The sequence below is a fragment of the Paenibacillus sp. fava2 genome (assembly GCF_058313675.1).
On record NZ_CM177755.1, the window covers coordinates 5,422,931 to 5,446,173 of the forward strand.

25 protein-coding genes and 1 tRNA gene are annotated in these 23,243 nt (G+C 50.3%); 6 read left to right on the forward strand and 20 right to left on the reverse strand.

The annotated features are described in order from the left end of the window. Positions 1 to 78 precede the first annotated feature (78 nt). The 6 genes from AC4G46_RS23835 to AC4G46_RS23860 form a co-directional block, all read right to left on the reverse strand. Positions 79 to 2,340 carry a GH32 C-terminal domain-containing protein gene (locus tag AC4G46_RS23835; protein ID WP_491124905.1) on the reverse strand — a complete coding sequence of 754 codons (2,262 nt, stop codon included), beginning with the start codon at positions 2,338 to 2,340 and terminating at the stop codon, positions 79 to 81. After that, positions 2,337 to 4,808: a PfkB family carbohydrate kinase gene (locus AC4G46_RS23840; protein WP_491124906.1), complete on the reverse strand. Its 2,472-nt coding sequence runs from the start codon at positions 4,806 to 4,808 to the stop codon at positions 2,337 to 2,339. The genes AC4G46_RS23835 and AC4G46_RS23840 overlap by 4 nt, the downstream gene beginning before the upstream one ends. A gap of 25 nt (positions 4,809 to 4,833) precedes the next feature. Then, positions 4,834 to 6,459, reverse strand: coding sequence for an ABC transporter substrate-binding protein (locus tag AC4G46_RS23845; RefSeq protein ID WP_491124907.1), 1,626 nt, complete (start codon positions 6,457 to 6,459; stop codon positions 4,834 to 4,836). Positions 6,460 to 6,570: 111 nt separating this feature from the next. Beyond that, entirely contained in the window at positions 6,571 to 7,467 is an 897-nt protein-coding gene (locus AC4G46_RS23850) for a carbohydrate ABC transporter permease (RefSeq protein ID WP_068722695.1), read from the reverse strand. 13 nt (positions 7,468 to 7,480) lie between these two features. After that, positions 7,481 to 8,398, reverse strand: coding sequence for an ABC transporter permease (locus tag AC4G46_RS23855; protein WP_342566494.1), 918 nt, complete (start codon positions 8,396 to 8,398; stop codon positions 7,481 to 7,483). Between the two features lie 196 nt (positions 8,399 to 8,594). Further along, complete coding sequence (locus AC4G46_RS23860) at positions 8,595 to 9,563, reverse strand: LacI family DNA-binding transcriptional regulator (protein ID WP_491124908.1); 969 nt, start codon at positions 9,561 to 9,563, stop codon at positions 8,595 to 8,597. 400 nt (positions 9,564 to 9,963) lie between these two features. On the opposite strand from AC4G46_RS23860, the gene AC4G46_RS23865 reads away from it, so the two are divergent. Beyond that, positions 9,964 to 11,232 (forward strand): hypothetical protein, encoded by a 1,269-nt coding sequence (locus AC4G46_RS23865; protein ID WP_491124909.1) that lies wholly within the window; start codon positions 9,964 to 9,966, stop codon positions 11,230 to 11,232. 394 nt (positions 11,233 to 11,626) lie between these two features. Here AC4G46_RS23865 and AC4G46_RS23870 read toward each other — a convergent pair. From AC4G46_RS23870 to AC4G46_RS23880, 3 genes are all read right to left on the reverse strand, one after another. Continuing rightward, positions 11,627 to 11,712, reverse strand: a tRNA-Leu gene (locus AC4G46_RS23870). A 561-nt stretch (positions 11,713 to 12,273) separates the two neighbouring features. Continuing rightward, positions 12,274 to 12,825, reverse strand: coding sequence for a WGxxGxxG family protein (locus tag AC4G46_RS23875; RefSeq protein WP_491124910.1), 552 nt, complete (start codon positions 12,823 to 12,825; stop codon positions 12,274 to 12,276). Positions 12,826 to 12,901: 76 nt separating this feature from the next. Then, on the reverse strand, positions 12,902 to 13,582 hold the full coding sequence (locus AC4G46_RS23880; RefSeq protein WP_491124911.1) for a M15 family metallopeptidase: 681 nt from the start codon (positions 13,580 to 13,582) through the stop codon (positions 12,902 to 12,904). 186 nt (positions 13,583 to 13,768) lie between these two features. Here AC4G46_RS23880 and AC4G46_RS23885 point away from each other — a divergent pair, with 186 nt between their 5' ends. Next, the gene (locus tag AC4G46_RS23885) at positions 13,769 to 13,930 is read left to right on the forward strand and encodes a hypothetical protein (protein ID WP_491124912.1); all 162 of its coding nucleotides are present in this window, start codon (positions 13,769 to 13,771) and stop codon (positions 13,928 to 13,930) included. Between the two features lie 3 nt (positions 13,931 to 13,933). Here the strand turns inward: AC4G46_RS23885 and AC4G46_RS23890 are convergent, their stop codons facing one another. From AC4G46_RS23890 to AC4G46_RS23905, 4 genes are all read right to left on the reverse strand, one after another. Next, entirely contained in the window at positions 13,934 to 14,236 is a 303-nt protein-coding gene (locus AC4G46_RS23890; protein ID WP_491124913.1) for a YolD-like family protein, read from the reverse strand. Between the two features lie 222 nt (positions 14,237 to 14,458). Beyond that, entirely contained in the window at positions 14,459 to 15,073 is a 615-nt protein-coding gene (locus AC4G46_RS23895) for a peptidylprolyl isomerase (protein ID WP_491124914.1), read from the reverse strand. 159 nt (positions 15,074 to 15,232) lie between these two features. Next, positions 15,233 to 16,696 carry a glycosyl hydrolase gene (locus AC4G46_RS23900; RefSeq protein WP_491124915.1) on the reverse strand — a complete coding sequence of 488 codons (1,464 nt, stop codon included), beginning with the start codon at positions 16,694 to 16,696 and terminating at the stop codon, positions 15,233 to 15,235. A gap of 155 nt (positions 16,697 to 16,851) precedes the next feature. Next, positions 16,852 to 17,271, reverse strand: a complete 420-nt coding sequence (locus AC4G46_RS23905) for a cytidine deaminase (protein WP_491124916.1) — start codon at positions 17,269 to 17,271, stop codon at positions 16,852 to 16,854. 140 nt (positions 17,272 to 17,411) lie between these two features. On the opposite strand from AC4G46_RS23905, the gene AC4G46_RS23910 reads away from it, so the two are divergent. Continuing rightward, complete coding sequence (locus tag AC4G46_RS23910) at positions 17,412 to 17,849, forward strand: NucA/NucB deoxyribonuclease domain-containing protein (RefSeq protein ID WP_491124917.1); 438 nt, start codon at positions 17,412 to 17,414, stop codon at positions 17,847 to 17,849. 69 nt (positions 17,850 to 17,918) lie between these two features. Here the strand turns inward: AC4G46_RS23910 and AC4G46_RS23915 are convergent, their stop codons facing one another. Next, entirely contained in the window at positions 17,919 to 18,077 is a 159-nt protein-coding gene (locus AC4G46_RS23915) for a hypothetical protein (protein ID WP_157889962.1), read from the reverse strand. Between the two features lie 185 nt (positions 18,078 to 18,262). On the opposite strand from AC4G46_RS23915, the gene AC4G46_RS23920 reads away from it, so the two are divergent. The 3 genes from AC4G46_RS23920 (at position 18,263) to AC4G46_RS23930 (ending at position 19,312) form a co-directional block, all read left to right on the forward strand. After that, entirely contained in the window at positions 18,263 to 18,439 is a 177-nt protein-coding gene (locus tag AC4G46_RS23920; protein ID WP_491124918.1) for a YjfB family protein, read from the forward strand. 120 nt (positions 18,440 to 18,559) lie between these two features. Beyond that, entirely contained in the window at positions 18,560 to 19,102 is a 543-nt protein-coding gene (locus AC4G46_RS23925) for an ImmA/IrrE family metallo-endopeptidase (protein WP_491124919.1), read from the forward strand. 51 nt (positions 19,103 to 19,153) lie between these two features. Further along, positions 19,154 to 19,312 (forward strand): hypothetical protein, encoded by a 159-nt coding sequence (locus AC4G46_RS23930; protein ID WP_342562353.1) that lies wholly within the window; start codon positions 19,154 to 19,156, stop codon positions 19,310 to 19,312. 136 nt (positions 19,313 to 19,448) lie between these two features. On the opposite strand, the gene AC4G46_RS23935 is transcribed toward AC4G46_RS23930, so the two are convergent. The 6 genes from AC4G46_RS23935 to pssA all read right to left on the reverse strand — a co-directional run bounded on the left by AC4G46_RS23935 (position 19,449) and on the right by pssA (position 23,226). Continuing rightward, the gene (locus tag AC4G46_RS23935; protein ID WP_491124920.1) at positions 19,449 to 20,225 is read right to left on the reverse strand and encodes a 2-phosphosulfolactate phosphatase; all 777 of its coding nucleotides are present in this window, start codon (positions 20,223 to 20,225) and stop codon (positions 19,449 to 19,451) included. A 188-nt stretch (positions 20,226 to 20,413) separates the two neighbouring features. Then, a complete protein-coding gene (locus AC4G46_RS23940; RefSeq protein WP_491124921.1) occupies positions 20,414 to 20,548 on the reverse strand; it encodes a hypothetical protein in 135 nt (44 codons plus the stop codon). 98 nt (positions 20,549 to 20,646) lie between these two features. After that, positions 20,647 to 21,483, reverse strand: a complete 837-nt coding sequence (locus AC4G46_RS23945; RefSeq protein WP_491124922.1) for a YitT family protein — start codon at positions 21,481 to 21,483, stop codon at positions 20,647 to 20,649. 170 nt (positions 21,484 to 21,653) lie between these two features. Further along, on the reverse strand, positions 21,654 to 22,061 hold the full coding sequence (locus AC4G46_RS23950) for a hypothetical protein (RefSeq protein ID WP_491124923.1): 408 nt from the start codon (positions 22,059 to 22,061) through the stop codon (positions 21,654 to 21,656). A 141-nt stretch (positions 22,062 to 22,202) separates the two neighbouring features. Next, positions 22,203 to 22,697 carry a DedA family protein gene (locus tag AC4G46_RS23955; protein WP_491124924.1) on the reverse strand — a complete coding sequence of 165 codons (495 nt, stop codon included), beginning with the start codon at positions 22,695 to 22,697 and terminating at the stop codon, positions 22,203 to 22,205. 4 nt (positions 22,698 to 22,701) lie between these two features. Next, positions 22,702 to 23,226 (reverse strand): CDP-diacylglycerol--serine O-phosphatidyltransferase, encoded by a 525-nt coding sequence (gene pssA / locus AC4G46_RS23960; RefSeq protein WP_491124925.1) that lies wholly within the window; start codon positions 23,224 to 23,226, stop codon positions 22,702 to 22,704. Between the last annotated feature and the right edge of the window lie 17 nt (positions 23,227 to 23,243).

A 23,243-nucleotide genomic window follows, 5' to 3' on the forward strand; every position in this document is an offset into this window, starting at 1 on the left:
AAGCGCTTACAAATAACTATCTATTGGGTTGCGTTAATTGCTGTACCCATGAGGGAAGGAGCGCCTGGGCGCTCCGCGTTACCATATTGACTTCATCTCCCAAATGTCCACAGACTTCACCAACGCTTCCCCATCTCCCCAGAGCTCAAGGCCCAGGGCATCCTTACGGCCCGGGTATACCCGGGTTGTCAGGCTCTTAAGTCCGTTGGCATAGGCTTCGATCATGGAGCGGTCCAGATAGAGATGCAGCTTCAGATTCTCGCCGCACAGCTCCAGCTTACCGCCCTGAATCCCGCTGCATTTTTCTTCAGGATGCTGTGACGTTTTCGTCCGGTCGGCCAAAAGCATGGATTCCTTCCAGTCATAATACAGCAGCGTTTCTTCCTCTCCATCCGGTGTACACCGGACCTTGATTCCAAGCTGTGCAGCATTGCCCCGCTCCATTTCCAGTCGAATCTCCAGCATATCGCCTTGAATAGCCCTCAGCTGGTCATTAGCTTCTGTTAATGACTTGTCACGAAGCGATAACCGCTTCTCACCCCGCAGTGACTGCAGCTCATGAATCGGCTCAATGCCAAGCCGGCCATCCTCCCGCAAATACACACTTACCGGCAATCCGCCGTTATGAGCCCAGCCGGACTGATACTCCAGCAAGGACGTACGGTCACCCTGCGCGATTGTAAAGACGATATTCCTGCCTGTCACCGGATCTACCATTCCGCTCGGGCCGGTAAAATGGAAATCACCGACATCAATGAGCTGTGGTTCCTCCTGATCCGGTATGAATGACAGATTGTGCTTGTCCAGCTGTCCGATCCAGTAGAACACTTCAACATCGGCTCCAGCTCCCACAGGGCTGACCAGCAGGAGATGCTTACTCACACCTTGCTTGTCACTGCCCAGAGGAAGGAACACCGGAAGCTCCCAGATTGGTCCAAGGTAAGGGAACTTCTGAATGTCCGCTTCAAAGAACGAACCTTTGTACGTCCAGTTCAGCATGTCCTTTGACGTAAATGCGAGCGCTGCTCCGGCTCCGCCTTCCGTCCCCGATCCGACCAGGGCATACCAGCCGTCCTCATCCCTCCACACGAACGGGTCCCGGAAATCGCCGAAGGCCCCCATTCCCTTCTGCTGTACAATAAGCGGCTCCGGATGTTTGATCCATCTCACCAGATCAGGGTCCTTATCTTCGGAATACGTGCTTCTGGCCAGCGCCACGCTCTGATTCGGTGAAGCACTGTCGTTGCCGGCCGTAAAGAACAGGACAGGCAGGCCGTCGGCATCATAAGTGGCGCTTCCTGACCAGATCCCGTCGGGTGCGAGCTGATCCTTCTCAGGTGCCAGGGCCACAGGAAGATCACGCCAATGCACCAGATCTTCACTTACCCAATGTCCCCAATGAATATGATGGAAGTAAGGCCCTTGCGGATTATGCTGATAGAACAGATGATATCGCCCGTCAAAATAGATTGGCGCATGAGGCTCGTTCATCCAGTGGGCCGGCGGACTGACATGATATTGCGGTCTGTGCCGGTCTGCAAGCAGTGGAGTACGGCCCAGCCTGATGTCATCATAATCGACTTGCGGCCGGACGCCTCCATGTGCGTGTATCACCTCAAGATAAGAAGAGGCTACTTCCTCGTTACTCAGAGCGCAGCTATACATCTTCATTTCATCCATAAGCCCGCTGAACATATGCAGGCTGAACACCCCTGCAAGCTTGCTGCTGTGATTGTTCCTGCCGATGAGCAGATCCGTATCCGCCGCTTCCGCCAGCCGGGAGCCGGAAGGCACGGCAGCAGAGGCCACTTCACTGCCGTTCAAATACAGCTTGAGTTCACCCTTCCCCCCGTCGAACACAGCGTTTACGTAAGACCATTCATTCTTGGGCAGCTCACAGCCATCCGGCGCCCAAATTTCGGCCCATTCCCCTCCCTCAAGCCCGATTTGGAAGGACCAGGAGCCGTGACGGAACATGCCAAGCAGATAACCCTGCTTAGCATCCTTATTATGCCGGTTAACAATGGCGGCCAGCTTGCCGTCCTGTCCCCACTCATAGGTTCGTGGTGCAACCCATACCCCGATGCTGAGAGCATCCATAAATTCTGCCTCTCCATGGACAGAATGTTCAATATAGGTTGAGTAACCATCGAAGAGGAGACTGGTTCCTTGTACGCCCTGCCTCCATGGCGGAGTACAAGGGTCGGTAAACTCCGCATTATTAAACACGTAATGGACATTATCCACCGTATCAGTGACTTTCTCCAGCGCACCTGCTCCGGCCCCTTCATCAAAAGCCCAATACCTCGTTAGTCCTCGGTCTCCCGCCGAGCTGCTCATGCCTCATTCCTCCTTGTTGGCTGCCCTGTACTGACATATGGAATCTGAACAGCGTCCAGCTTGTGAATCTGCAGGGAGTTCACGACCACCTGCCCTGACTGCGTCCTTACCTCAATATGCTCAATAGGAGACTCAGGGAAAATCTGATCCGTCAGCACAACCAGGCCATTATCCGCATACACCTCAACCGCATTGCGGTCCAGCCAGAGCTGCAGCCTGAGCTGCCCATTCACCGCGGCCAGACTGGCACCGTGCCGGCTTGCGAACGCCGGATGGAAATCAGTCACACCCGATTGGGAGCGGTCGGTGAACAGCCATTCCTTAGCAGGGTCGTAGCCGATCATGATCTCGTCCTGTCCGGAGGATTTCAGATGGATATATACCTCTTCCCCGGAACGGACATCCAGTTCTGCCTCTATCTCCAGCAGACTATGATCCGTCCGCTGTACAAACGGAGTCTCAGGTGTAACGGCGACAGCCTTCCAGCTCGCCGTTTCTTTGCGCAGCTGCTCTATTTCCCGGACAGGCATTTGCGTTAGCACGACATTTCCGTCCTGGCTTGTCAGTGACAGGACGCGGGGCAGAGTCATGGCACCTCTCCAGGAACCCGTAGGCGTCTCGTTGGCATATTTCCAGTTGCTCATCCACCCGATAAGGACACGGCGGCCGTCTTGCTCCGGAATATCCGACCAGGTAACACCTGCATAGTTATCTCTGCCATAATCCAGCCACAGGATATGATCGGCCGGGTTGTCATTAATAAACGTCTTTCCATCGAATTCACCAATGAAATATTGCGTGCGGGATCCCTCGGGACAATCAGGATTGTCACCAATGCTGATAATAAGCACCCATTTGGATCGACCGCTGTCATCCACCGGCAGCTGAAACAGATCCGGGCATTCCCATACGCCGTCATGGGAGCCTTCTCCCTTGCCGAACTCACCAGTCAGCGACCATTCACGCAAATTATCTGAGGCATAGAACCGGGCGTGGTCTCCCGCAACAATCGCCATAATCCAGCGCCCGCTTTGCTGATGCCAGAACACCTTGGGGTCCCGGAAGTCTATCAGATCATCCTCGGAGAGCACTGGATTACCATCATACTTCTTCCAGGTTTGGCCTTTATCGCTGCTGTAAGCCAGACTCTGACGTTGCCGCGGCTGGCCTGTCTCCGGATGGGTATCGGCATGCGTAAAGATCGCCACGAGTCCTCCCTGGGAATCTCCGAATAAACCGCTGCTATTATTCCAGTCCACTACACAGCAGCCCGAAAAAATCGCACCATGCTCATCCGGGAATAGCGCAACAGGCGCGTGCTCCCAGTGAACCAGGTCTTCACTTACTGCGTGGCCCCAGTGCATCGGTCCCCATTTATTACTGTAAGGATGATATTGATAGAATAGATGATAGCTTCCCTCATAATAGACTAATCCGTTGGGATCATTCGCCCAGTTGTCGGGAGGTGAAAAGTGGAACCCGGGTCTGAACCGGTCGCCATTGTCCGTTTTGGCGGACTCCATCAGGCAGTTAATCTCATCAGTCGTAGGCATGGACCCGAGAGCCCCCTTTCGTGTTGTTACTAATGCTCCGCCGGCATTGGCGAAACCCAGTATGCTGGTGATTTGACTGGTGGTCAGCTCCTGTAGAGAACCCCCGGTATTGAGAATCTTGTATAACAGGCAGCCCAGAAAAGCATCTCCTGCTCCTGTCGTATCGATAGCTTTCACCTTAAAGCCCGGCACATACCCGTCCTGTCCAGCCAGGCGGTAATAGCAGCCCTTTTCCGCTAAAGTAACGACAATGAGTGTAATATCATAGTGCTGCTGAAGCTCCAGAGAACCTTTTTCAATATCATTTGTACCTGTTATAAAAGAAAGCTCATCCTCCGAAATCTTCAGGATATCGGCATACTTCAGCCCCCACAAGATATGCTGTCTGGCTTCCTCCTTGCTCTCCCATAATGCAAACCGGATATTCGGATCAAACGACAGCAGTACCCCTGCTTCCTTAGCCTTAAGAACTGCCGTCCGGGTAGCCGTCCGTGCAGGTTCATGGGTCATAGACAATGAGCCGTAATGCAGCGCCTTGCAGCTGTCAATCCGCTCCAGCGGGAGGTCCTTTGCATGTAAAAAGGTATCCGCTCCCGGCTTCCGGAAGAAGCTGAAGGATCTGTCTCCCTGCTCATCCAGATGAACAAAGGCCAAGGTTGTACTTGCCTCGTCCGTAACCGAAACACCTGCTACATCCACACCGCTGTCCAGCAGTGTATTGTGCAGCAAAGAACCGAATGAATCCGCTCCAACCTTGCTGACGAGTGCCGATTTTGCGCCCAGACGGGACAGTGCAGCGGCCACATTGGCCGGAGCCCCACCCGGATTGCATTCATACTGCCCGTTCCCCGCGGCTGAACGGCCTGCCGGAGTAAAGTCTATTAACACTTCTCCGATCGCGATAACATCTAGCACAGTTTCTCCCCACCTAATCTTCTATTTATTTATTTAGATTTGCGTTGTAGCGGTCCAGTCCGGTCTGATAGATTTCCATCAATTCCTTAAGGCCCATCTTGTCCAGTGTCTTCAGGTAGTTGTCCCACGCTTCGTCCGCTCCGCCGTCCACAATGAATCTGCCTCTTTGCGTATTCACATACTTGATCAGTTCCGGCTCAATTCTGTTAATAGTGTCCAGTTCCTCAGGCTCAAAGAAGATGCTTGGGTAGTTTTCTTTTTCCATATACGGATTGTAGTATTTCTCAAGGTCAGCAGCGCGCTGCTGGGCCCGGGGCTCCATATCTACCACTTTGCCGAAGTCCTCGAAGGTAATGATGCCTGGCGCGCCGGATCCCGGAGCAACCTTTTGCCGGAATTCGCCTGCAGAAGCTCCCTCAGGAAGCGGCAGGTTCACGAGTTTACCGTTTTCGTCCTTCTTGTATACAACATCCAGCGGGCCCCAGTGGATTTGAGCGGCCATGTAAGGCTCATACTGCTGGTCGATCCAGCGCATGGTAATTTCCGGATTGCTGTTCGCTTTGGTAATAACAAAAGATCCGCGTCCCGGCCCGCCGCCATTGGCGCGTCCAATCGTCTGCTCCCCATCCGCGCCTTTAAGCGGGGACAGCAGCACATAATCCTTGGCACGTTCAGTACCGACAACCTCTTCTACTTCCCACCAGACGTAGGACCCCAGCGTTTCATCGGTCGTTTTGCCTTTGGCAAGATACTGCGCCGCATCCTGGGTGAAGGATTCCGGATCGATCAGACCCTGCTTATACCATTTTTCATGAAAATAATTCAGGGCTTCCTTGTATTCAGGCTGAGTTGCCGTAAAAATAACCTTGCCGTCCCGGACAACACGGTGCTCCAGGTTATCCGGAAGCCCAAAGGCGCCGAACAGTCCGGCGATATCCATACACCACTGCATGTGCATGAAGCTGAGCGGGATTTCATCCTGTTTGCCGTTGCCGTTCGGGTCCTGTGTTTTGAAGGCCAGCAGCGCTTCCGTATATTCATCCAGCGTTTCCGGTACCTTCAGGCCCAGCTTATCCAGCCAGCTTTTATTGATGACGTGAAAGAAAGGGTTCGTTCCCAGGTTATTCTCTTCCCAGGACGGCAGCCCGTAGATGTGCCCGTCTGGTGCGGTAATGGATGATTTGATATCAGGACGACGGTCCAGAAGCGCTTTCAAATTAGGCGCATATTGCTCTATTAAATCCTCCAGCGGAATCAGAGTTCCGTCTTCACCGTAATTGATCAGCTCATAATCGGTAAATCCGGCCGCATAAAAGGCATCCGGCAAATCACCGCTCGCCAGCAGCAGGTTCTTCTTCTCTGTATAGTCGGTATCCGGAATGTTCTCCCAGTTAATCTTTACATTAGTATCCTTCTCCAGCCGTTTGAAGATTTCCATCTCCGTAAACTCCGGCGCCAGGGCCGCCTTCGGGGCTACCATTCTTAAGGACACCGCTTCGTTTACAATCGGAAGACCGGTTGCATTAAAGTTCGCTTCCTGATCCGGATTCTCCGCCTGATTCTTGGACCCGTTCCCGTTACCCGAGCATCCGCTCAGCGCAAACGCTCCGGCCAGCATTACAATCCCCGCATTTTTGAATAAAGACTTCATTATCCATAACCTCCCTTTTGTTCATGCCACCCGTTAAACGCTTGTATTGCTCTGCTATTTTTTGCCTGAATACGGCGGTGCATCCCCCCTCTCAAGTAGCGAATATGGATATCAGCCCTTGATCGAGCCGATCATTACACCTTTGACAAAATACTTCTGCAGGAACGGATACAAAATCAGCAGCGGCAGACTGGACACCATGATGACCCCGTATTTGATCAGCTCGGTTACGCGCATCTTGGCTGCATAGGATTCCACATCGATCATCATCCCGGAATTGACCTGATTCTGGACCAGAATGTTGCGGAGCACCAATTGCAGCGGGTACTTGCTCTCATCATTCAGGTAGATCAAAGCGTCGAAGAATCCGTTCCAGAAGCCGACCACGTGGTACAGCACCATGACTGCCAGAATGGACTTAGACAAGGGAAGGACAATGCTCCAGAAAAATCTGGTGTTCGAGCATCCGTCGATCGAGGCCGCCTCCCACATTTCATCCGGTATGGACGACTGGAAAAAGGTTCTGACAATGATGACGTTGAATACACCGCCTGCCCCGGGAATGACCAGCGCCCACATCGTGTTCAGCATGTGCAGATCTTTTATCAGCAGGTAGGTCGGAATCAGCCCGCCGCTGAAGAACATCGTAACCAGCAAAAACCACATAATCACCGACTTCCCGGCCAAGTCCTTACGGGCCAACGGATACGCTGCGAATACCGTGACGGCAACTCCAATTAAGGTCCCCAGCGTCGCGTACAGAATGGAATTCCCGTATCCGATCCAGATGGAGGAGTCACTGAAGATCCGCTCATAGCCGTCCAGCGTGAACCCCTTCGGAAACAGCCAGACCTCACCGGAGTAGATATAATTGGGATCGCTAAACGAGGCAGTCAGCACAAAGTAAAGCGGGTATAACACAAGCAGCATGATAATGGTCAGCAAAATATAGTTAATGATGTCAAACCATACATCCCCTCTGCTCTTTCGCTTCAATAATTGGTTCATGATTGTTTCCTCCTTACCACAGGCTGGTTTCTGTCATCTTTTTGGCGATCCGGTTTACGGTGAAAATCAGGATGATATTAATCAGGGAGTTGAACAGGCCGACTGCCGTAGAAAAGCTGTACTGGGCCTTCTGAATCCCCATTTCATAGACATAGGTCGGGATAATATTGGAGGTGGCATAGTTCAGATCACTCTGCATCAGAAATGCTTTTTCAAACCCGATGCTCATAATATTGCCCAGTGCGAGAATCAGCAGAATAACAATCGTCGGCAAAATGCTCGGAATATCCACGTACCACACACGCTTCCATTTACTCGCCCCGTCCATGATAGCCGCTTCATGCAGCTCAGGATTGACTCCCGCAAGCGCAGCAAGATAGATAATTGTGGCGAAGCCTGTCTCCTGCCAGATGCCTGAAAGGATATAGAGTGGACGAAACCAGCCTTCATCAGCCATAAAGAGGATGGGCTGCCCGCCAAACGCGGTAATCAGGTGGTTAACAAGACCGCTGTTGGGCGATAAAAACACATTAAGCATCCCGACAAGCACGACGGTAGAAATAAAATGCGGCGCATAAATTACGGTCTGCACAAATTTCTTATAGGACTTGCCCAGCATCTGATTGAGCATAATAGCGATGATGATAGGCGCCGGGAAGCCGAACAACAGCGAAAGGAAACTGAGGGAGAGCGTATTTGTGATGATGGTCCAGAAATTATAAGCATTGAAGAAATCTTTAAAGTGCTGGAACCCTACCCATTCACTTCCCCAGATCCCCTGGCTCGGCGAGAAATCCTTAAACGCAATTTGCACCCCGTACATCGGATAGTATTTGAATACGAGATACAGAATAATGATCGGCAGCAAAAACAGATACAGCTCATAGTCGCGCTTGAACCGGCTCCATCTTTTGCGGCCCGGTTTGATCATGGAGGGATCTGCCGTACTGGTTCTTGAATTCACGCTTATACTCCCTTTCAATGTAAAATAAATAGTCATTTTGAAACGTTTCCAATTTAGGATAAAAAATATATCTCCGTACTTGAAACGTTTCCAATTTAGAAAAGAAAAACGCCAGTCGGTGCATCCATACGGATATGCTGATGTTTCTCTGATCTGCAGGAGATCATGTCGTCTCGCCTTGCCTGAACACAACAGGTATACGGTACACCTGCTTATCCAGCGGAATGCCTTCGATCTTGTCATACAGCAGTTTGATCGTCATGCGCGCCATTTCTTCCACCGGCTGCCTGATGGTAGACAGAATAGGATGAAAATACGGACTGTCCTGGATGCCGTCATAGCCGATGACCTTCACATCCTCCGGCACCCGGATACCCTGCTTACTGGCCTGATCGATATAACAGGCGGCAAGCATATCGGTAATGGCAAAAATGCCGTCTGCATCGCCGTGGTTATGCAGAAACTCATTAATAAAGGCCTGATTGTCCACGATGGGGTCCGGCTTCTCGTAGATTACATAATCGACGCCCAAAGCCTGCGCCTCATGGATAAAGCCCTCTCTCCGGTTCATCGTCTCACTGAACACCGAGGTGACGCTCCCCATAAAAGCCGGCTTCCTGGCTCCCGCCTTCACAAGCTCTCTTAAGGCAAGACGGCCTCCTTCATAATTATCCGAAGTTACGCAGGTAATCTTCTTATTAAAGTGCCGGTCAATGCTTACGATCGGAATGTCATTGCTCACATTATTCTCGATATCGTTGTAAGTTATGCCCACAATTCCGGCCACCTTGTTCTGCCGCAGCATATCAAGATAATAGAGCTCCTTTTCGGGCTTGCCGCCGCTGTTGCACAGCATCAACTTATAGCCTTCCCGGTCCAGTTCATCCTCAATGTAATACGCCAGCTCCGAAAAGAAGGGATTCCAGATACTCGGCAGCAATAAGGCGACCATCCTGGACCTCTGCATTTTAAAATTCCGGGCCACTTCATTCGGAAAATAATTCAGCTCCTGTATGGCTGCTTCTACCTTTTGGCGTGTCTTCGGTTTGACGGCGCCAGAGTTGTTAATGACTCTGGACACGGTACCTACTGCAACGCCGGCTAAGTTGGCTACATCTTTAATGCTTGTCATTGAACACCTCCGACTCTCTTCTGAAAATTATAATAGCACCAAAGTGGAAACGTTTCAATAGTTAATTTGGAAACGTTTCAAGTTTGGTTCATAGACTCGTAAGTTTAGTCATGCCGCTGTGCCGTGACTCCAGAGAATGTTCGGGTATTCAGCCGCTGTTTGCGCCTGCAGGTTTCCTGATTCATAACGTTTTTAACGGTGGGACTCCCTCAATTACTCGAAATGTCCTTTTCACTTAACTCTAAATTTATTGTGAACGGTTTATCCAATTGGTTACATGATCCCTATTAATTTGCAGATGAATTGTTTGCGATTATCGTTGGGAATTAGCGCATTTACAAATCCCTCCTGGCGGCCGATATAAATATCAGATGTAATTATATGGATGGAGGTTTATTAAATGTATATTCTTAGAAAAACAATCACAGCGCTGCTTGCTTTGCTCGTGTCAGTTGCCAGCTTTACAGGTATAGTAACAGCATCAGCATCAACATCAAAGAAGTTATCCGTTGATGTTCTAAGCAATTATTCGAGCCTACTCCCAGGCCAGAGTGTCATGGTGAGCGTCAAGATTTCGAATATTCCCTCCGATCACAAAGGGCTTCGTTCTGCTAAGATTGCTGTAAGCTATGACGAAAATGTATTTTCATCAGAGGATAACATTCGATTTGATAAAGCGCTTGGGAAATACATATGGAGAGATGATAACTTTTTCATTCCTTCCAAAGCTTTTGAGACTGTTGATTATCATATCGATCATCCATATCCTGAAGATTTCAACCCTGCCGATGGCAGAAAGGAAGTAGTTCTGTCTATATCAGCTCTAAATAGCAAAATGATCGACTCAACGGCTGATGAAGCGTTTATCTCTTTTTACCTAACGGTTAAAAATGAGGTCAAGATCCAGAATACACTAATCAATATTGTATCTGAGGGAACTGTACTACAGGATGCCACGGGAGCCTCCGTTCATAGCTATGGCACAACCTCTAAGCAGCTGCTAGTTGGTGCTCTCACTCCCAAAAGAATTGAAATCGTTCGCGGAACGATCTCGCCATCATCTGATCCGTTCAAACTAATTGTAAATAACGGTTATGAATTAAATGCGCTAGCTATCTACGATAACGGGGACACTGCATATGTAACTGAGCTAGCTTCATGGGAAACGACGGATCCACAGGTTATTGCGACCTTAGGTCAGGGAAGTCTTCAGACAACCGGATTAGGAAAGGCTTCAGTCATGGCTACTTTAGGTACAATAACTGGCACACATGAGGTTAGAGTATACCCGGCGAATGCGCCTGAATTAATTGAAAAACCAGTAGTCTACTATGGTATTCAAACCAAAATTCCAAATGAGAAAAGCTTTGCAGCAGCTAAAGTCGTTCAAATCAAAGTGAATGGACAAATCGCAGAACCCGGAAGACTATTTGATAGCGCCGTGTTCGTTCCACTGCGATCTGTCAGCAAATTGCTAGGAGTAGATGTAGGCTATGACAGCATCAAAAAACTACCAACAATAGATGGAAAAACAATAGCAAATTGTTATGCCTATTCAGGGGTATCCTACATTATAGCTCACAATCTCACCTCATTGCTTGGGGCTAATATGCAATGGGATAAGAACAAATCAACCCTGATGATAACAAGCTCTGCAAAAAAACAATAATCATTAGACTTAGAAAAGTGCCCTCCTTCATTGCCAAATAGGCAATAAAGGGGGGCATTCGTTTAATGATCAGTCTATACTAATAATGAGAATCCCAAAATTAGGACTCTCATTGAATGTCAATATTAAACACATCAGTTGCCGGGCTACCTATGTTGACCTCCAACCTAACTCTTATCCAATCCAAAAAAATCATACAAGTTCACAGTTTAAAAAACCTCTCTAGAACTTGTGGTTAGACAAGCACTGAAAAGGAGTATTATCGTCAGGGTTCTGTGTGTTCTAATGTGATTCCTAGATTCCTAGACACACAGAACCTTTAGCATTCGGGAAAATTATAGCTTATAAAAACAAAAAGAAAAAAACCTTGATTTCTCAAGGTTTCTCACTGTAGTGCCGAGGACGGGGGTCGAACCCGTACGAAGGTCACCCTTCGCAGGATTTTAAGTCCTGTGCGTCTGCCTGTTCCGCCACCCCGGCATATATTGTGCGCTCTAACGCGACAAGAAATATCATATCACGTATCTGGTGATCGCGCAATCCATATTGCCAATTTTTTTATTTACAATAGAGTTAGGCTGCTTCGGCCTAACTTCACGTGGCTTGTCATAAAAAGCACTTTTAATGGTCACACAGCGGAATTGTTACTTTAGCACATCCAAAGAGCAAAGTTACCTATATTCCCCCGCCAATAGCATCAAACGAGATAAATCAAAGGCATTTTTGCCTTTGATTCCAGCCTTCAGCGCTCAATACCCCAATTCAAAGGCATTTTTGCCTTTGATTCCAGCCTTCAGTGCTCAATACCCCAATTCAAAGGCATTTGTGCCTTTGATTCCAGCCTTCAGCGCATAATACCCCAATTCAAAGGCATTTGTCCCTTTGATTTCTGCCTCCAGCACTCACTACCGCCTCAAATGCGCGCACAAGCCAAAATCAGGGGCATCCCTGCCCCTGATCCCTGCTCATTGCCGCCCAACAAAGGGCGAAACCTCCTGCGCCATTCATCAGCAACCTTCCGCCGTGGCAGCGGGTTACCTGCTAGTGACGTTCCCGCTCGCCGCTCCGGTTACGCATGCCGGCCAGACCCAGCAGACCGATCAGACCGAGCCAGCCCCAGTTGGAGCCTCTGTCGTTGTCTGTATTGGTGGTTGTGCTGGTGGCGCGGTATCTGCCGGTCTGATTGGTGGTGGACAGCGGGGAGACGGTGCTGTTATCACGGTCCCGGACCGCGTTGTTCACCATGTTCTCACCTTTACGAACTGTACCGGTGGTTCTGTTCATCAGCTTATCACCGCTGCGTTCAACTTCATTCATCAACGTATTGCCGTTATGATTCATCATCCGGCCGTCTGTTCCGCGCATCGTATTGCCGGTCTGATTCATCATCCGGTGATCCGTTCCGTTGAGCATATGAGTACCCGTTCCATTCGTTTCACGGATGCGCTCGGTTCTCATACCGTTTGCTCCGGTATCCGGAATGGATGTACCCATTCCCCCACCGGTGCCAGCAGCATTAGCTGCATAACCCGATCCCATCAGACTCATGGATAACAGTGTAGTGCAGGCAAGGCTTGTGACCAGCTTGTTCAAGAGAAATGCCCCCTTTGAGGAAATTGTATTTCGCTGATAATTTCCCCATGTGGATCATCATCTATACAGGTGGTCCTTATTCCCTGACGAGGTTCACAGTCCGGCTGGCAGCATCGTAGGTGACCTGTGCGCCAAGCGCCTCAGCAACCGCCCGCACGGGTGCAAAGGTTATGCCGTTCTCCAGAAGGCCGCTGGTAATTTTAACTCCATTCAGTGTGACTGTAATGGCCTGATCCATTCCGCCGGTTGTCCCGTTAATCAGGGCCAGTGTATCCTTGACCTGCTGAACCGTCGGCTGCCTGCCGGCCCGCAGCTGCTCTGTGGTCAGCCCGAAGGTCATCTCGAGATGGGAATAATCCTTGAAGGAGGTCCAGTCTCCGCCCCAGGCAAAACCCAGCTTCTTGGCTTCCTGCGCCACCTGCTGCCAGTCAGCCGTCTTGTCATTGTTGCCGTCACGGGATGTATCCCATGAGACCGTTTTGCCATCCGGCAGGAGCAGGGCAAAATCGATGGCCAGACCATAGTTATGATAACTGGAGCCGCCTCTGGCATTCGTTACAATGTTTCCCGGCTTGGTGCGGCCTTGCGCATACAGTGCATTTTGTTCGGCTATAGTCCGCATGCCCTGGGTGATGACAATCGGGATGCCTTTGGCATAGCTGCGCTGGATCAGAGCACTGGCACCTGCCAGCAGAACCGGATGAAGCTTACCCAGCCAGCCTGCCGATTTACTTTTCACCTGATCTAAAGTCAGCATTTTCCTCACCCCCTGGTATAGTAGATGCCCTCTCTGCCTGCTTTGCTTGTACGGTTTGCCTAAAGTGTGTGCACCATTCGTACGAAACCGCCCATCCCGTTCTCTGATTAGAAGCTTTGGATGTTTTCCCGCCTAAAAGGCCACACTATCCGAAATAAACTCCATTCCCGAAAGGCGGATTAGCCCTTGGACATTCACAGTGACAGCTATAAGATTGCCGCGCTTAGCGACAGGAAGGACGCCGTTGAGGTGATCCGGCAGGCCGAGGAAGCTATTGCACGGATAACAGGCAACAAAGAGGTTACCCTGATCGCCTATGAGAAAACAGACGGCCCAGCCATAAATTAGGGATCAGGCGAGGTAAGCCTCAGCGATGTCATCTACACGAACCCATTTCCATTCCTCTGCCCACTGCAGCTTAATCTCACGCGAGTGGGTATGAATGGAGGTGACAAAACCGTTCAGCTGCCTGCCCTCTCCCTCCCCCTGCAATACCAGTGTTATACGGATATGACTCCGGAGCGATTGTGCAAGAGTACTCTCAATCCCTTCCAGTCTCCGCAGATTTGCAGCGGGTTCATCCCGGTGCAGTGCATCCTCTTCATTCCTGTGAACAAGACCTCCCTGCAGGCCTTCCTCCAGCTGTTTGCCCATCGCCGTTCCTCCTTATGTTGTTGGTAATCACTCGCGCTCCATTAATACGAACATACGTTTGTATTATTATATCTGCAGATCCGGCTTTTAATCAAGCATCAAAAAATGACAACAGACGGATTTCCATTCCTAGGTGCATGCTGCAGGCCGCAAGCAAAAGGCGCGCACAGCCAGGCTGTACAGCGCCTCTAATGAAGTTCATAATCCGCATAATAATTTGCTTTATTCTGTGCTTGTATTTGTCTTTGCTCCGGTATCCACTGAATCTGCTTCTGTACCAACTACAGTTCCGGGAACAGTCCCCAGCTCCGTCTCAGCCGCGCTGTCCTCATCCAGCAATCCTACAGCGACCCGGGCTTGATTCACTTTGGAGATCCCGTACAGCATTGCCACATCCGCCTGCTGGTTCATGGCGTTGAACTCATCTGCTGTAACCTCCGGGGAAGCCGCACTCTGAGAAGCCTGCTCTTTGATGGAATAGGCGCTCTGGAACGCAATGGCTGCATCTCTCAGCAGAGTCTCAATATTTTCCGGCAGACTCTTGGAAATTTTCACATCATTAACCTGGTCTGCAATATCAGAGGCTGTATCCTGGAAAGAATCAAGCGCCTTTTCAAGCTCCTTGTCCGTAGCAACTCCTGTCGAATAAGAGGTTAGTGTCGTATTGAAATTTTCCAGCGACGTTTTGCCCATTTCGTCAAACTTCGTCATTTCATTGTAGAAGTTCTGTACGGTCTCCTGAACCTCCTCCTCTGAAGCTGGCGCAGAGCTGTTATTGCTGCAGGCACTAAGGATCATTACCATTAAAAGTACGGTTATCAATAAAGCTTTTTTCATCGTCTCAAATCCCTCCACTTAACAGAATAATGGCGGGTTTTGTAAAGTGCAAATGAAATAAATGTAAAAAGAGCTCATAAGCACCAAATTTCAAATTTAAAGCGTCTTCATCACAAAAAGATCTCCAAAAATTTGGAGATCTTCTGCAAGTTTACCCGTCTAAGCAAGCACATAGGCTGTGGCGGGAATAACGGCCCGGGGCTGGCTGTGGCTCTCCCACATCAGAATAGCCTTGGCATCTCCCTGGTTCTCGTAATACTCTACCTTCAGCTCATGCAGCTTGCCTTGAATCAGCTGTACAGTTCCTGTTCGCTCTGTGCCGCTCTGCTTGATCCAGCTGTCGATGACGGGAACCCCGTCCACCCACACCCGTATGCCGTCATCCGAGTAGGTATAAAGATTATAGGTCTCGCTGAAATCGGGCTTCAGTTTACCGGTCCAGCGTACCGCAAAGAAATCGGCATTGATTAACGGATCAGGGCTCGTTTGTCTCCATGAAAAGTTAATTGCTGAATCTGTCCTTACCAGTGCGGGAGCTCCGCTCAGCGTGATGTTATTGAAATACTCGCCCTTGATTCCAGGAGGATGTGTTTGCTCCCCTTCAGCGGCCAGGGCTTTATACTCGTCTCTGGTAATCACAAAGCTGTCATTCATAAAGGACTTGATCACAGCCTCCGTATTCTGCTCATACAGCAGTTTGGCCCAGGTCAGCTGGTAGGACCATTTGTTCTGCGATTTGGCCAGCTCTGCCGGTGAAGGCAGCTTTCCGTTCTCACCGATGGCAATTAGCTTGCCGCGTCCCAGGTCCCACAAGCCGTCATGATGACTGGCTTTGTAATCCCCGTCATAAATGTCCAGAGCCAGTACATCCACCCTGCCGGCGCCAGGATAGTATTTGGCTGGCTCCTCGCTCCACTGGTTTTTGGCATTGGGGCTCCACACCCACAGCAGATTGTGCAGGCCGTGGTAGACGGTATAACGCTCGAACATCAGGTTCCACAGCTCCACGAAGCGGGTCTTCTGGCCCCACCAGAACCAGCCGCCGTTCATCTCATGGTACGGCCTCCAGAGAACGGGAACCCCAGCATCGTTCAGTTTTTTCAGGTAGACAGCTGCCTTGTCGAGGTCCGCCAGCAGCGCTGTATATTGAGGAGTACCAGGTGTGATATATTTTGCAAAATTCGCCTCACTAAGGTTCATCGAGACATTTGACCAGGCCGGGGCTGTTCCCGGCAGACTGGCGTGATAGCTCATGGTGACAATGCCGCCGTCCTTATGCCAGCGGATGGCACTGTCTGTCACCCACTGACGCTGATTGGCTATCAGCGCTTCAGTCTGGTTGCCGATCGCTCCCAGCTCGTAGCCGTGAAGCCCGGCATATTGGCCGCTCGTAGCTTTAAGCTTGTTGCTGAACTCATCCGCACTTTCCAGATAATCGTGTATTCCGCTGATCAGTCCTTTGCCTTGAAGGGTATACAGCCTGTTCAGCAGATTCAGCGCCGGTGCTGCCAGCTTCTCATCTGCAGGAGCCCGCAGCAAGGCACGGAAGGCAGACTGCCACGCGGCATCGTTAACCAGCCGGGATGCCGAATCGAGCAGATCCCGGAGTATGCGCTGTTCCATCTGTTCCACCATCCTTTTTTTGTACCATTGTATGGGGACAACCGGTGCAGGGAAGCGGCGGATGGCGGGTAAGCCGATAATCATTTTAATTTCTAATATAGTTGCTTCAAGTTTTCATGCTACTACCTGTATGTATACTAAAAACAAGCTTGCTGCTACTCGCGGGAATAACGAAGGGGGAGCAGATCAAGAATATCGGCTTTGGCCAGCCCCTCTTCTCCGGGAAGAATCACCTTACAGTCTCTCGCGTAATCGGCAATCAGCTCCCGGCACATCCCGCAGGGCGATACCACCCTGATCTCCCTGTCTTCACTGTCCGGATCGGGATGCCTTACTGCAACAATGGTATCAAATGCCTTGTACCCCTCCGAAATAGCCTTGCCGATCACCATTGCCTCTGCGCAGACCGTTACACGGGACAGACTGGCCTCCAGATGCACCGCCGTAAAAATCTCGCCCGTCCTGGTGCGCAGCGCCGCACTGACATGATGCCTCTCCCATTCGTAGCGTTTTGTTATAATCTCTTGTGCGGCAGCTACCAGCGTTTCATCTTCAATTGAAATACTATATTTCATCCGGTTCTCCTCCTGATCATTCCGGACATCATCCGGCTTACCGATCTATTTTTCATAATTTAGTATACTAAAATCTGCTAATTATAAGCTATACTGAGTAGACCCGGGCAACAAGATTTCAGCATAATCAGGAGGAGCACGTGAACAAACAGAAATTTATCCCCAGTCTTATTATTGTTGTCCTGCTGGCTCTGGCAGCTTACTGGTTCGAGGAGAACGGCCAGTCCGTCACGACGCCTTCCACCGGCGGTTCCGAGGTTGTACAGCTTGTTTTCCCCTCAGACCGTTACCCTGAAACCGCGGAGCATATCCAGGAAGCGATCAAAAACGGTGAGTCAGCGATATGTACGATCAACCGCGGGGATGCCGAGGAGAACCGCAAGGAATCCCTCAAGGGGGTACCGACCAAAAAAGGCTATGACCGCGATGAGTGGCCGATGGCAATGTGTGCAGAGGGCGGTGCCGGAGCAGACATCGAATATATAACTCCCGCCGACAACCGCGGTGCAGGCAGCTGGGTAGGCAATCAGCTGGAAGGCTATGCCGACGGAACCCGGGTAGAGTTTATGTTCAAATAAGCAGCAACAACAGCAGCAGCTCCGCACGGGCTTTCGCGTGGCGCGGAGCTGCATATGCCGGAACTTTTTTTAGAATATACAGGCTTTTGTAATAATAACCAGCAAAATGAACAGAACCAGAATCGCATTGGTCGAGGTCATCCAAGGATTTACTACCGGCACTACCGGAGGCCCCTGATTTACTCCGCCAACATTGTTGTCGCAACCGCAACCGTATTCTGCACCCATTTTTTATTCCTCCCCTGAAATGTTTAATGCCCACAGCACAGAGTATGTATCAGGCATACCTGCAGTTTGGGCCAATCGGCAAACAGTTTTCTTCGCCTTATGAGGCTAATGAATCTTCGCTATGCAGTCGATATACATTAGGAGTACCGGTCATACCCCAATTTTAATGAAACAGGAGGTGCAAAATGGACATTGCCGCCTTATCCACAGCCATGAGCCAGGTGTCACTGCAGCAGGCAGCCGGACTTCAGGTACTGAACATAGCCAAGAATTCAGCTGAAATCATGGCGCAGAATATGACTCAGATGCTCCAGCAGAGCCCGCATCCGAATCTTGGAAAAACACTTGATATTCAGGTTTAATTGATTTATTCTTAAATACATAAGAACGCCAGTTCCGGTCTGATGCCGGCAAACCTTAGCCCTCCGGGCTTTTCTTTTACCCATAAATACGAACATACGATCTTATTTAGAGGTGATATTATGCAATCCTACTACCAAATGACCGCCCTTGAGGGCTGGACTGAAGATTTGTATCAGCGTCTGCAGGTTCGTAAACCGGCCGATATTTCCATCTCGTACATAGCTGAACGGCTGAACATCTGGGTCCATTACCTGGATGTGCGCAGCAAGAGTGTCGAGGCCTCCGCAGGCATGTACACGATGTTCCTGGACAACCGGCTTCCGCCCGAGCTGCAGCGCCTCGAATTTCTTCATGAGCTCTGCCATCTGCTCCGCCATGCCGGCAACCGTATTCTGATGCCCGGGCATTTCACACAGGCGCAGCAGGATGAATCCGAGCGATTTATCCTCTATGCGGCCATGCCCTATTCCATGATCTCCGCCGGACCGTTGCCCGAACAGCGCGAGGATGCCGTCTACTACTTAGCCTCTACATTCCAGGTACCTGAGGAGCTGGCGCTGCAGCGGATCGACCAGATTCAGCGGCGGATATTTCAGGGGCAGCTGATGGCGGTAATGGAACGGAGCGATGAGAGAAAATTCATCCAGAGACATATTCGTTAACCTGGGCGGGGACAATACCTTAATCAGTCTCAGTCCTTGAGGGGGTGCGATATGGAAGCTATTCAAGTCATCCGGTTATTACTGTCCCATCCGGATTACAGCGTGGATGCGGTTCATCCCGAGATTCCGGATTTTGTGGGCATTGCTGCAATCGAAGTCGATCACGAGACCCAGACCTTTTCGATTCTGCTGCAGGAGCCTGAGGGATAATATCCAGCCGGCTCACAAAAAAATGACCCCGCCGGCGTCCGGCAGGGTCCAAATCTATGAATAAGGGGGGTATGTCATTACTATACATCCCTTAACTTAATTCCTTATGAAATTCTGCTGAAGCCGGGATGAAATTTTATTTTTTCTGTACAAGATATGGCGCATTAACAAAACGGTTATGCTGCAGCACCGGAACGGCATAGCTGATATCTGCCTGGCAGCAGTAAGTCACATCTGCTTCGTATCCCCGTCCCCTCAGTTCACGGCTGCTGGCAGACTCCCAGATCAGCTCCCGGATCCGTTGCCCGGAAGACCTCAGAGCACCGATGCAAACCTCCGCTTCCGGAGACTTGCTTCCGGTTAGCTTGGAGAGGATCAGACCAGCTCCCAGATAATCTTCGATGCCGGGACGCAGATTGTTTTCGGCACCGATCACATCCAGCCATTTCTCACCGCACGGCACTACGGTAACCGGCGCCCCCAGCTCAAGCCTCAGCCTGTTCGCAGTGTCGGCAACAGCTGAAGCATTCAAGAGGCAGCCGACCAGCAATGCAGGTACCTGTGCCGCAAGCCATATGCAGGCTGCACCGTTCGTGGAGCACAGAACAAAGTCACGCTCATAATCAGCCGAGCTGAACGACAACGGCGACAATGAATGCCCTCCTGCTCTGAGCGCTTCGGCTCTGCCGCGGATAATTTCTGCTCCGAGCCCCTTGGCATAAGCTTTGGCCTGCTCATTGACCGGCGAAGGATACGGATAGATGGTAGCCTTGTGCTGAACTGCCGTTACTACGGTAGAGGAGAAGCTTAGTACATCGACCATAACGATGATGTCTCCACGCTCTGCTGCAGCCCTCGCCCCTCTTTGACCCCATTCCAGTTTAATGTCATAGGGCGACTGATCATAAAACACAGGTTTCCCTCCTCTCTTCAGGATTCATCTCATATGAACCTTCAAAGAGGGAGTTACCCATAGAAGGCAGTCTGCGAACCGCCAAATTACCGTTTCACTTCATTTTTTTTGGGAATTTTCTGCAGTTTCTTCAGCTTTCAAAGAAAAAGCCCTGCCGGAAGTCCGGCAGAGCACATTGATTAAGTCAATTATACCCAGAAAGCCTTAGTGATAATAACCAGCAGGATGAACAATACCAGAATTGCAGCACTAGAAGTAAAAGGACTGCCGTATCCGCAGTTTGCTCCGCCAACCGGACTTACATTTTCACCATAACAACCCATTTCCAATTCCTCCTTCATGATTGAGAGTACACCATAGCATATGTGATTTGCCCGCTGCTGACTGGGTGAAACGGCAATGACTTTTCGCCCGGCTGCATTTATTTGGAGATATCAATAAACCCTTCGCCGAACACATCGCGCACATCATGGATCGTGACAAAGGCATTTTTGTCCTCGGCCCGGACGATTTTTTTGAGCATGGAGACTTCCTGCTTGCTGATGGCGATGTAGAGCACGTTTTTGTCCTCGCCGGTGTAATACCCATAGCCCTGCAGCACCGTCACTCCGCGGTCCATAAGCTCGGTAACCTTTGCAGCAATGCGGTCGTGCTCAGCCGATATGATCGTTACTGCCTTTTTGGGGTTTACCCCCTCAATGATGAACTCCATTGCCTTGGTTCCAATAAAGAGAATAACGAAGGTGAACATGACCTTCTCGAGCCCGATGACAAAGACAGACAGACCGGCAACGATCAGATCAAAGAACAGCAGCGCATAGCTGATATTCCAGTCCCAGTATTTATTAGCCAGCCGGGCCAGAATCGTCGTCCCTGCCGTTGTACCGCCAACCCGGATAATTAATCCGATCCCGACACCGGCAAGCAGACCGGCAAAGACCGCATTAATCACCGGCTCACTGGAATCAATCCGCCAGTTCTCGGTCAGATACAGGAACAGGGAGTTAAACGCCACCGCAATAATGGTATAGATGATTGTTTTGTTATCCAGCAGCTTATAGCCGATAATGAGCAATATTCCGTTGAGCGTAAAGCCAACCAGCGCCGGCGACCATTTCAGCAGATAAAAGAGAATGATCGATACTCCGGTTACTCCCCCCTCACCAAAATCATTGGGGATAATAAATACATTCACTGCCAGCGCAAACAAAAACGCTCCAACCAGCAGCATGAACAGCTCGTAACCTCTTTTTTTCATACAAAACGCCTCCAATACAGTACAAGTTCTACAAAACAACCCGGTAATAACCCACAAAAAAAAAAGCGACTAAAGGAGGTCATTCATCCTTTAATCGCTTCGGGTAAGCTCTTTTGATACTTCTGATCATAACAAGCAATCTGTGGAATGTAAATACACCGCAGGTATTGTTAGCCGATGGACACTCCGGAATACGTTACCGGCCCGGTAACACTCGCCGTATTCAGCAGAATGTTCAAGCTGTTATTGGCCACTCCCAGAGAGTAGGCATGGTAGCCTGCAGGTACGCTTCTATCCAGAAAAGACAGGGCAATAGGCTGAATAGCCAGCAGCGCCAGTCCGCTTGATCCCACATTATATACAGGCTGGCCGTCCCGGTACAAGGTGAACACTACACTCGGAACGCCCAATGTAGTCTGAAAGCCCACGCTGGCATTTAACAGAACCGATCCGCCGGTAACCGTTGACAGCCCAAACTCTGCCAGGATCAGATTCGCTCCCGGTGCAAGAATCGGGATCGATATCGTCTGGCTGCCGGTTGAAGCTGTACTGCTTCCTACATCTATAATTATTGCCATAGTAAACTAACACATCCTCTCATCTATTCTACTTTCAGGATATGAGAGGAGCAGCAGGTAAGCTTGGACGAATGAACGGCAGCATTGTCCTATTTAAGGCATAGCCAGCTCAACCGGACGGAAGCCCCATCCTTCCTTCTGCTATGCAAAGGACAACCTGGCCCCGATAAAGTAGCCGATAGAAACAAACAAAATGGACCAGATCAAGGCACCGGCTGTGGTAATCAGCAGATACTTCCGGAATGACATGGCGCTGATGCCGGAAATGTAGCTGCAGACATGTCTTAATCCGGGAATGAAGTAGGCAATAAACACAGTCCAGTGGCCGAACTTATGAAACCATCTTTTAACGCTGGCAAAACGCCTGGGGGTAAGCCCCACCCATTTGCCGAATTTCTCGATAACCGGCTGGCCCACTCTCCGCCCGATGGTATAGCTGATCAGTGTGCCTGTTATGGATCCCATGAAGCAAACCAACACGGCAACGGAAAAGTTGAACACCATCACTGAACACAGATAGCCTACGAATAGCATCAGCAGCTCGTCCGGAACAGGAATGCCGAGAATTCCCAGTGCCATGAGCAGGAAGACTGCCAAATATCCGTATTGCGTAATCATCTCTATGATCCAGGGCATGGACTCACTTCCTGTTAACGTATTTTTTAAGTGACGGAAACGGGATATGGCTGATCATCATTACGGATAACAGACCCATCATCATGATGACCCATCCCGGTTTCATATATTCAGCAAATAATGAGAGCATGGACAAAATCACGCCGGCAGCTGTAATCGGCATACCGGTGAAGCCCGTGGACGGGGCTGATATATTGAATCTGGCCAGACGCAGCGCACCGCAGATCAAAAAGCCAACCGCAGCCGCCGGCCCCAGCCAGTGTACATTTTCCAGCTTGTATAACAGGATCAAAAATGTCGGTGCCAGTCCGAATGAGATAATATCCGCCAGCGAATCCAGCTGCTTACCGAACTCGCTGGTACAGCCCAGCATTCTCGCCAGCAACCCGTCCAGCACGTCGCAGAATGCGGCCAGCAAAATCATTAATAATGCCAGGTCATAGCGCTCCTGTATCGTGTACAGCAGGGACAATGATCCCAGTCCCAGATTACCCAGCGTGCACATTGAAGGCAGCCAATTCCATTTCAAAACCGTTCACTCCTTTT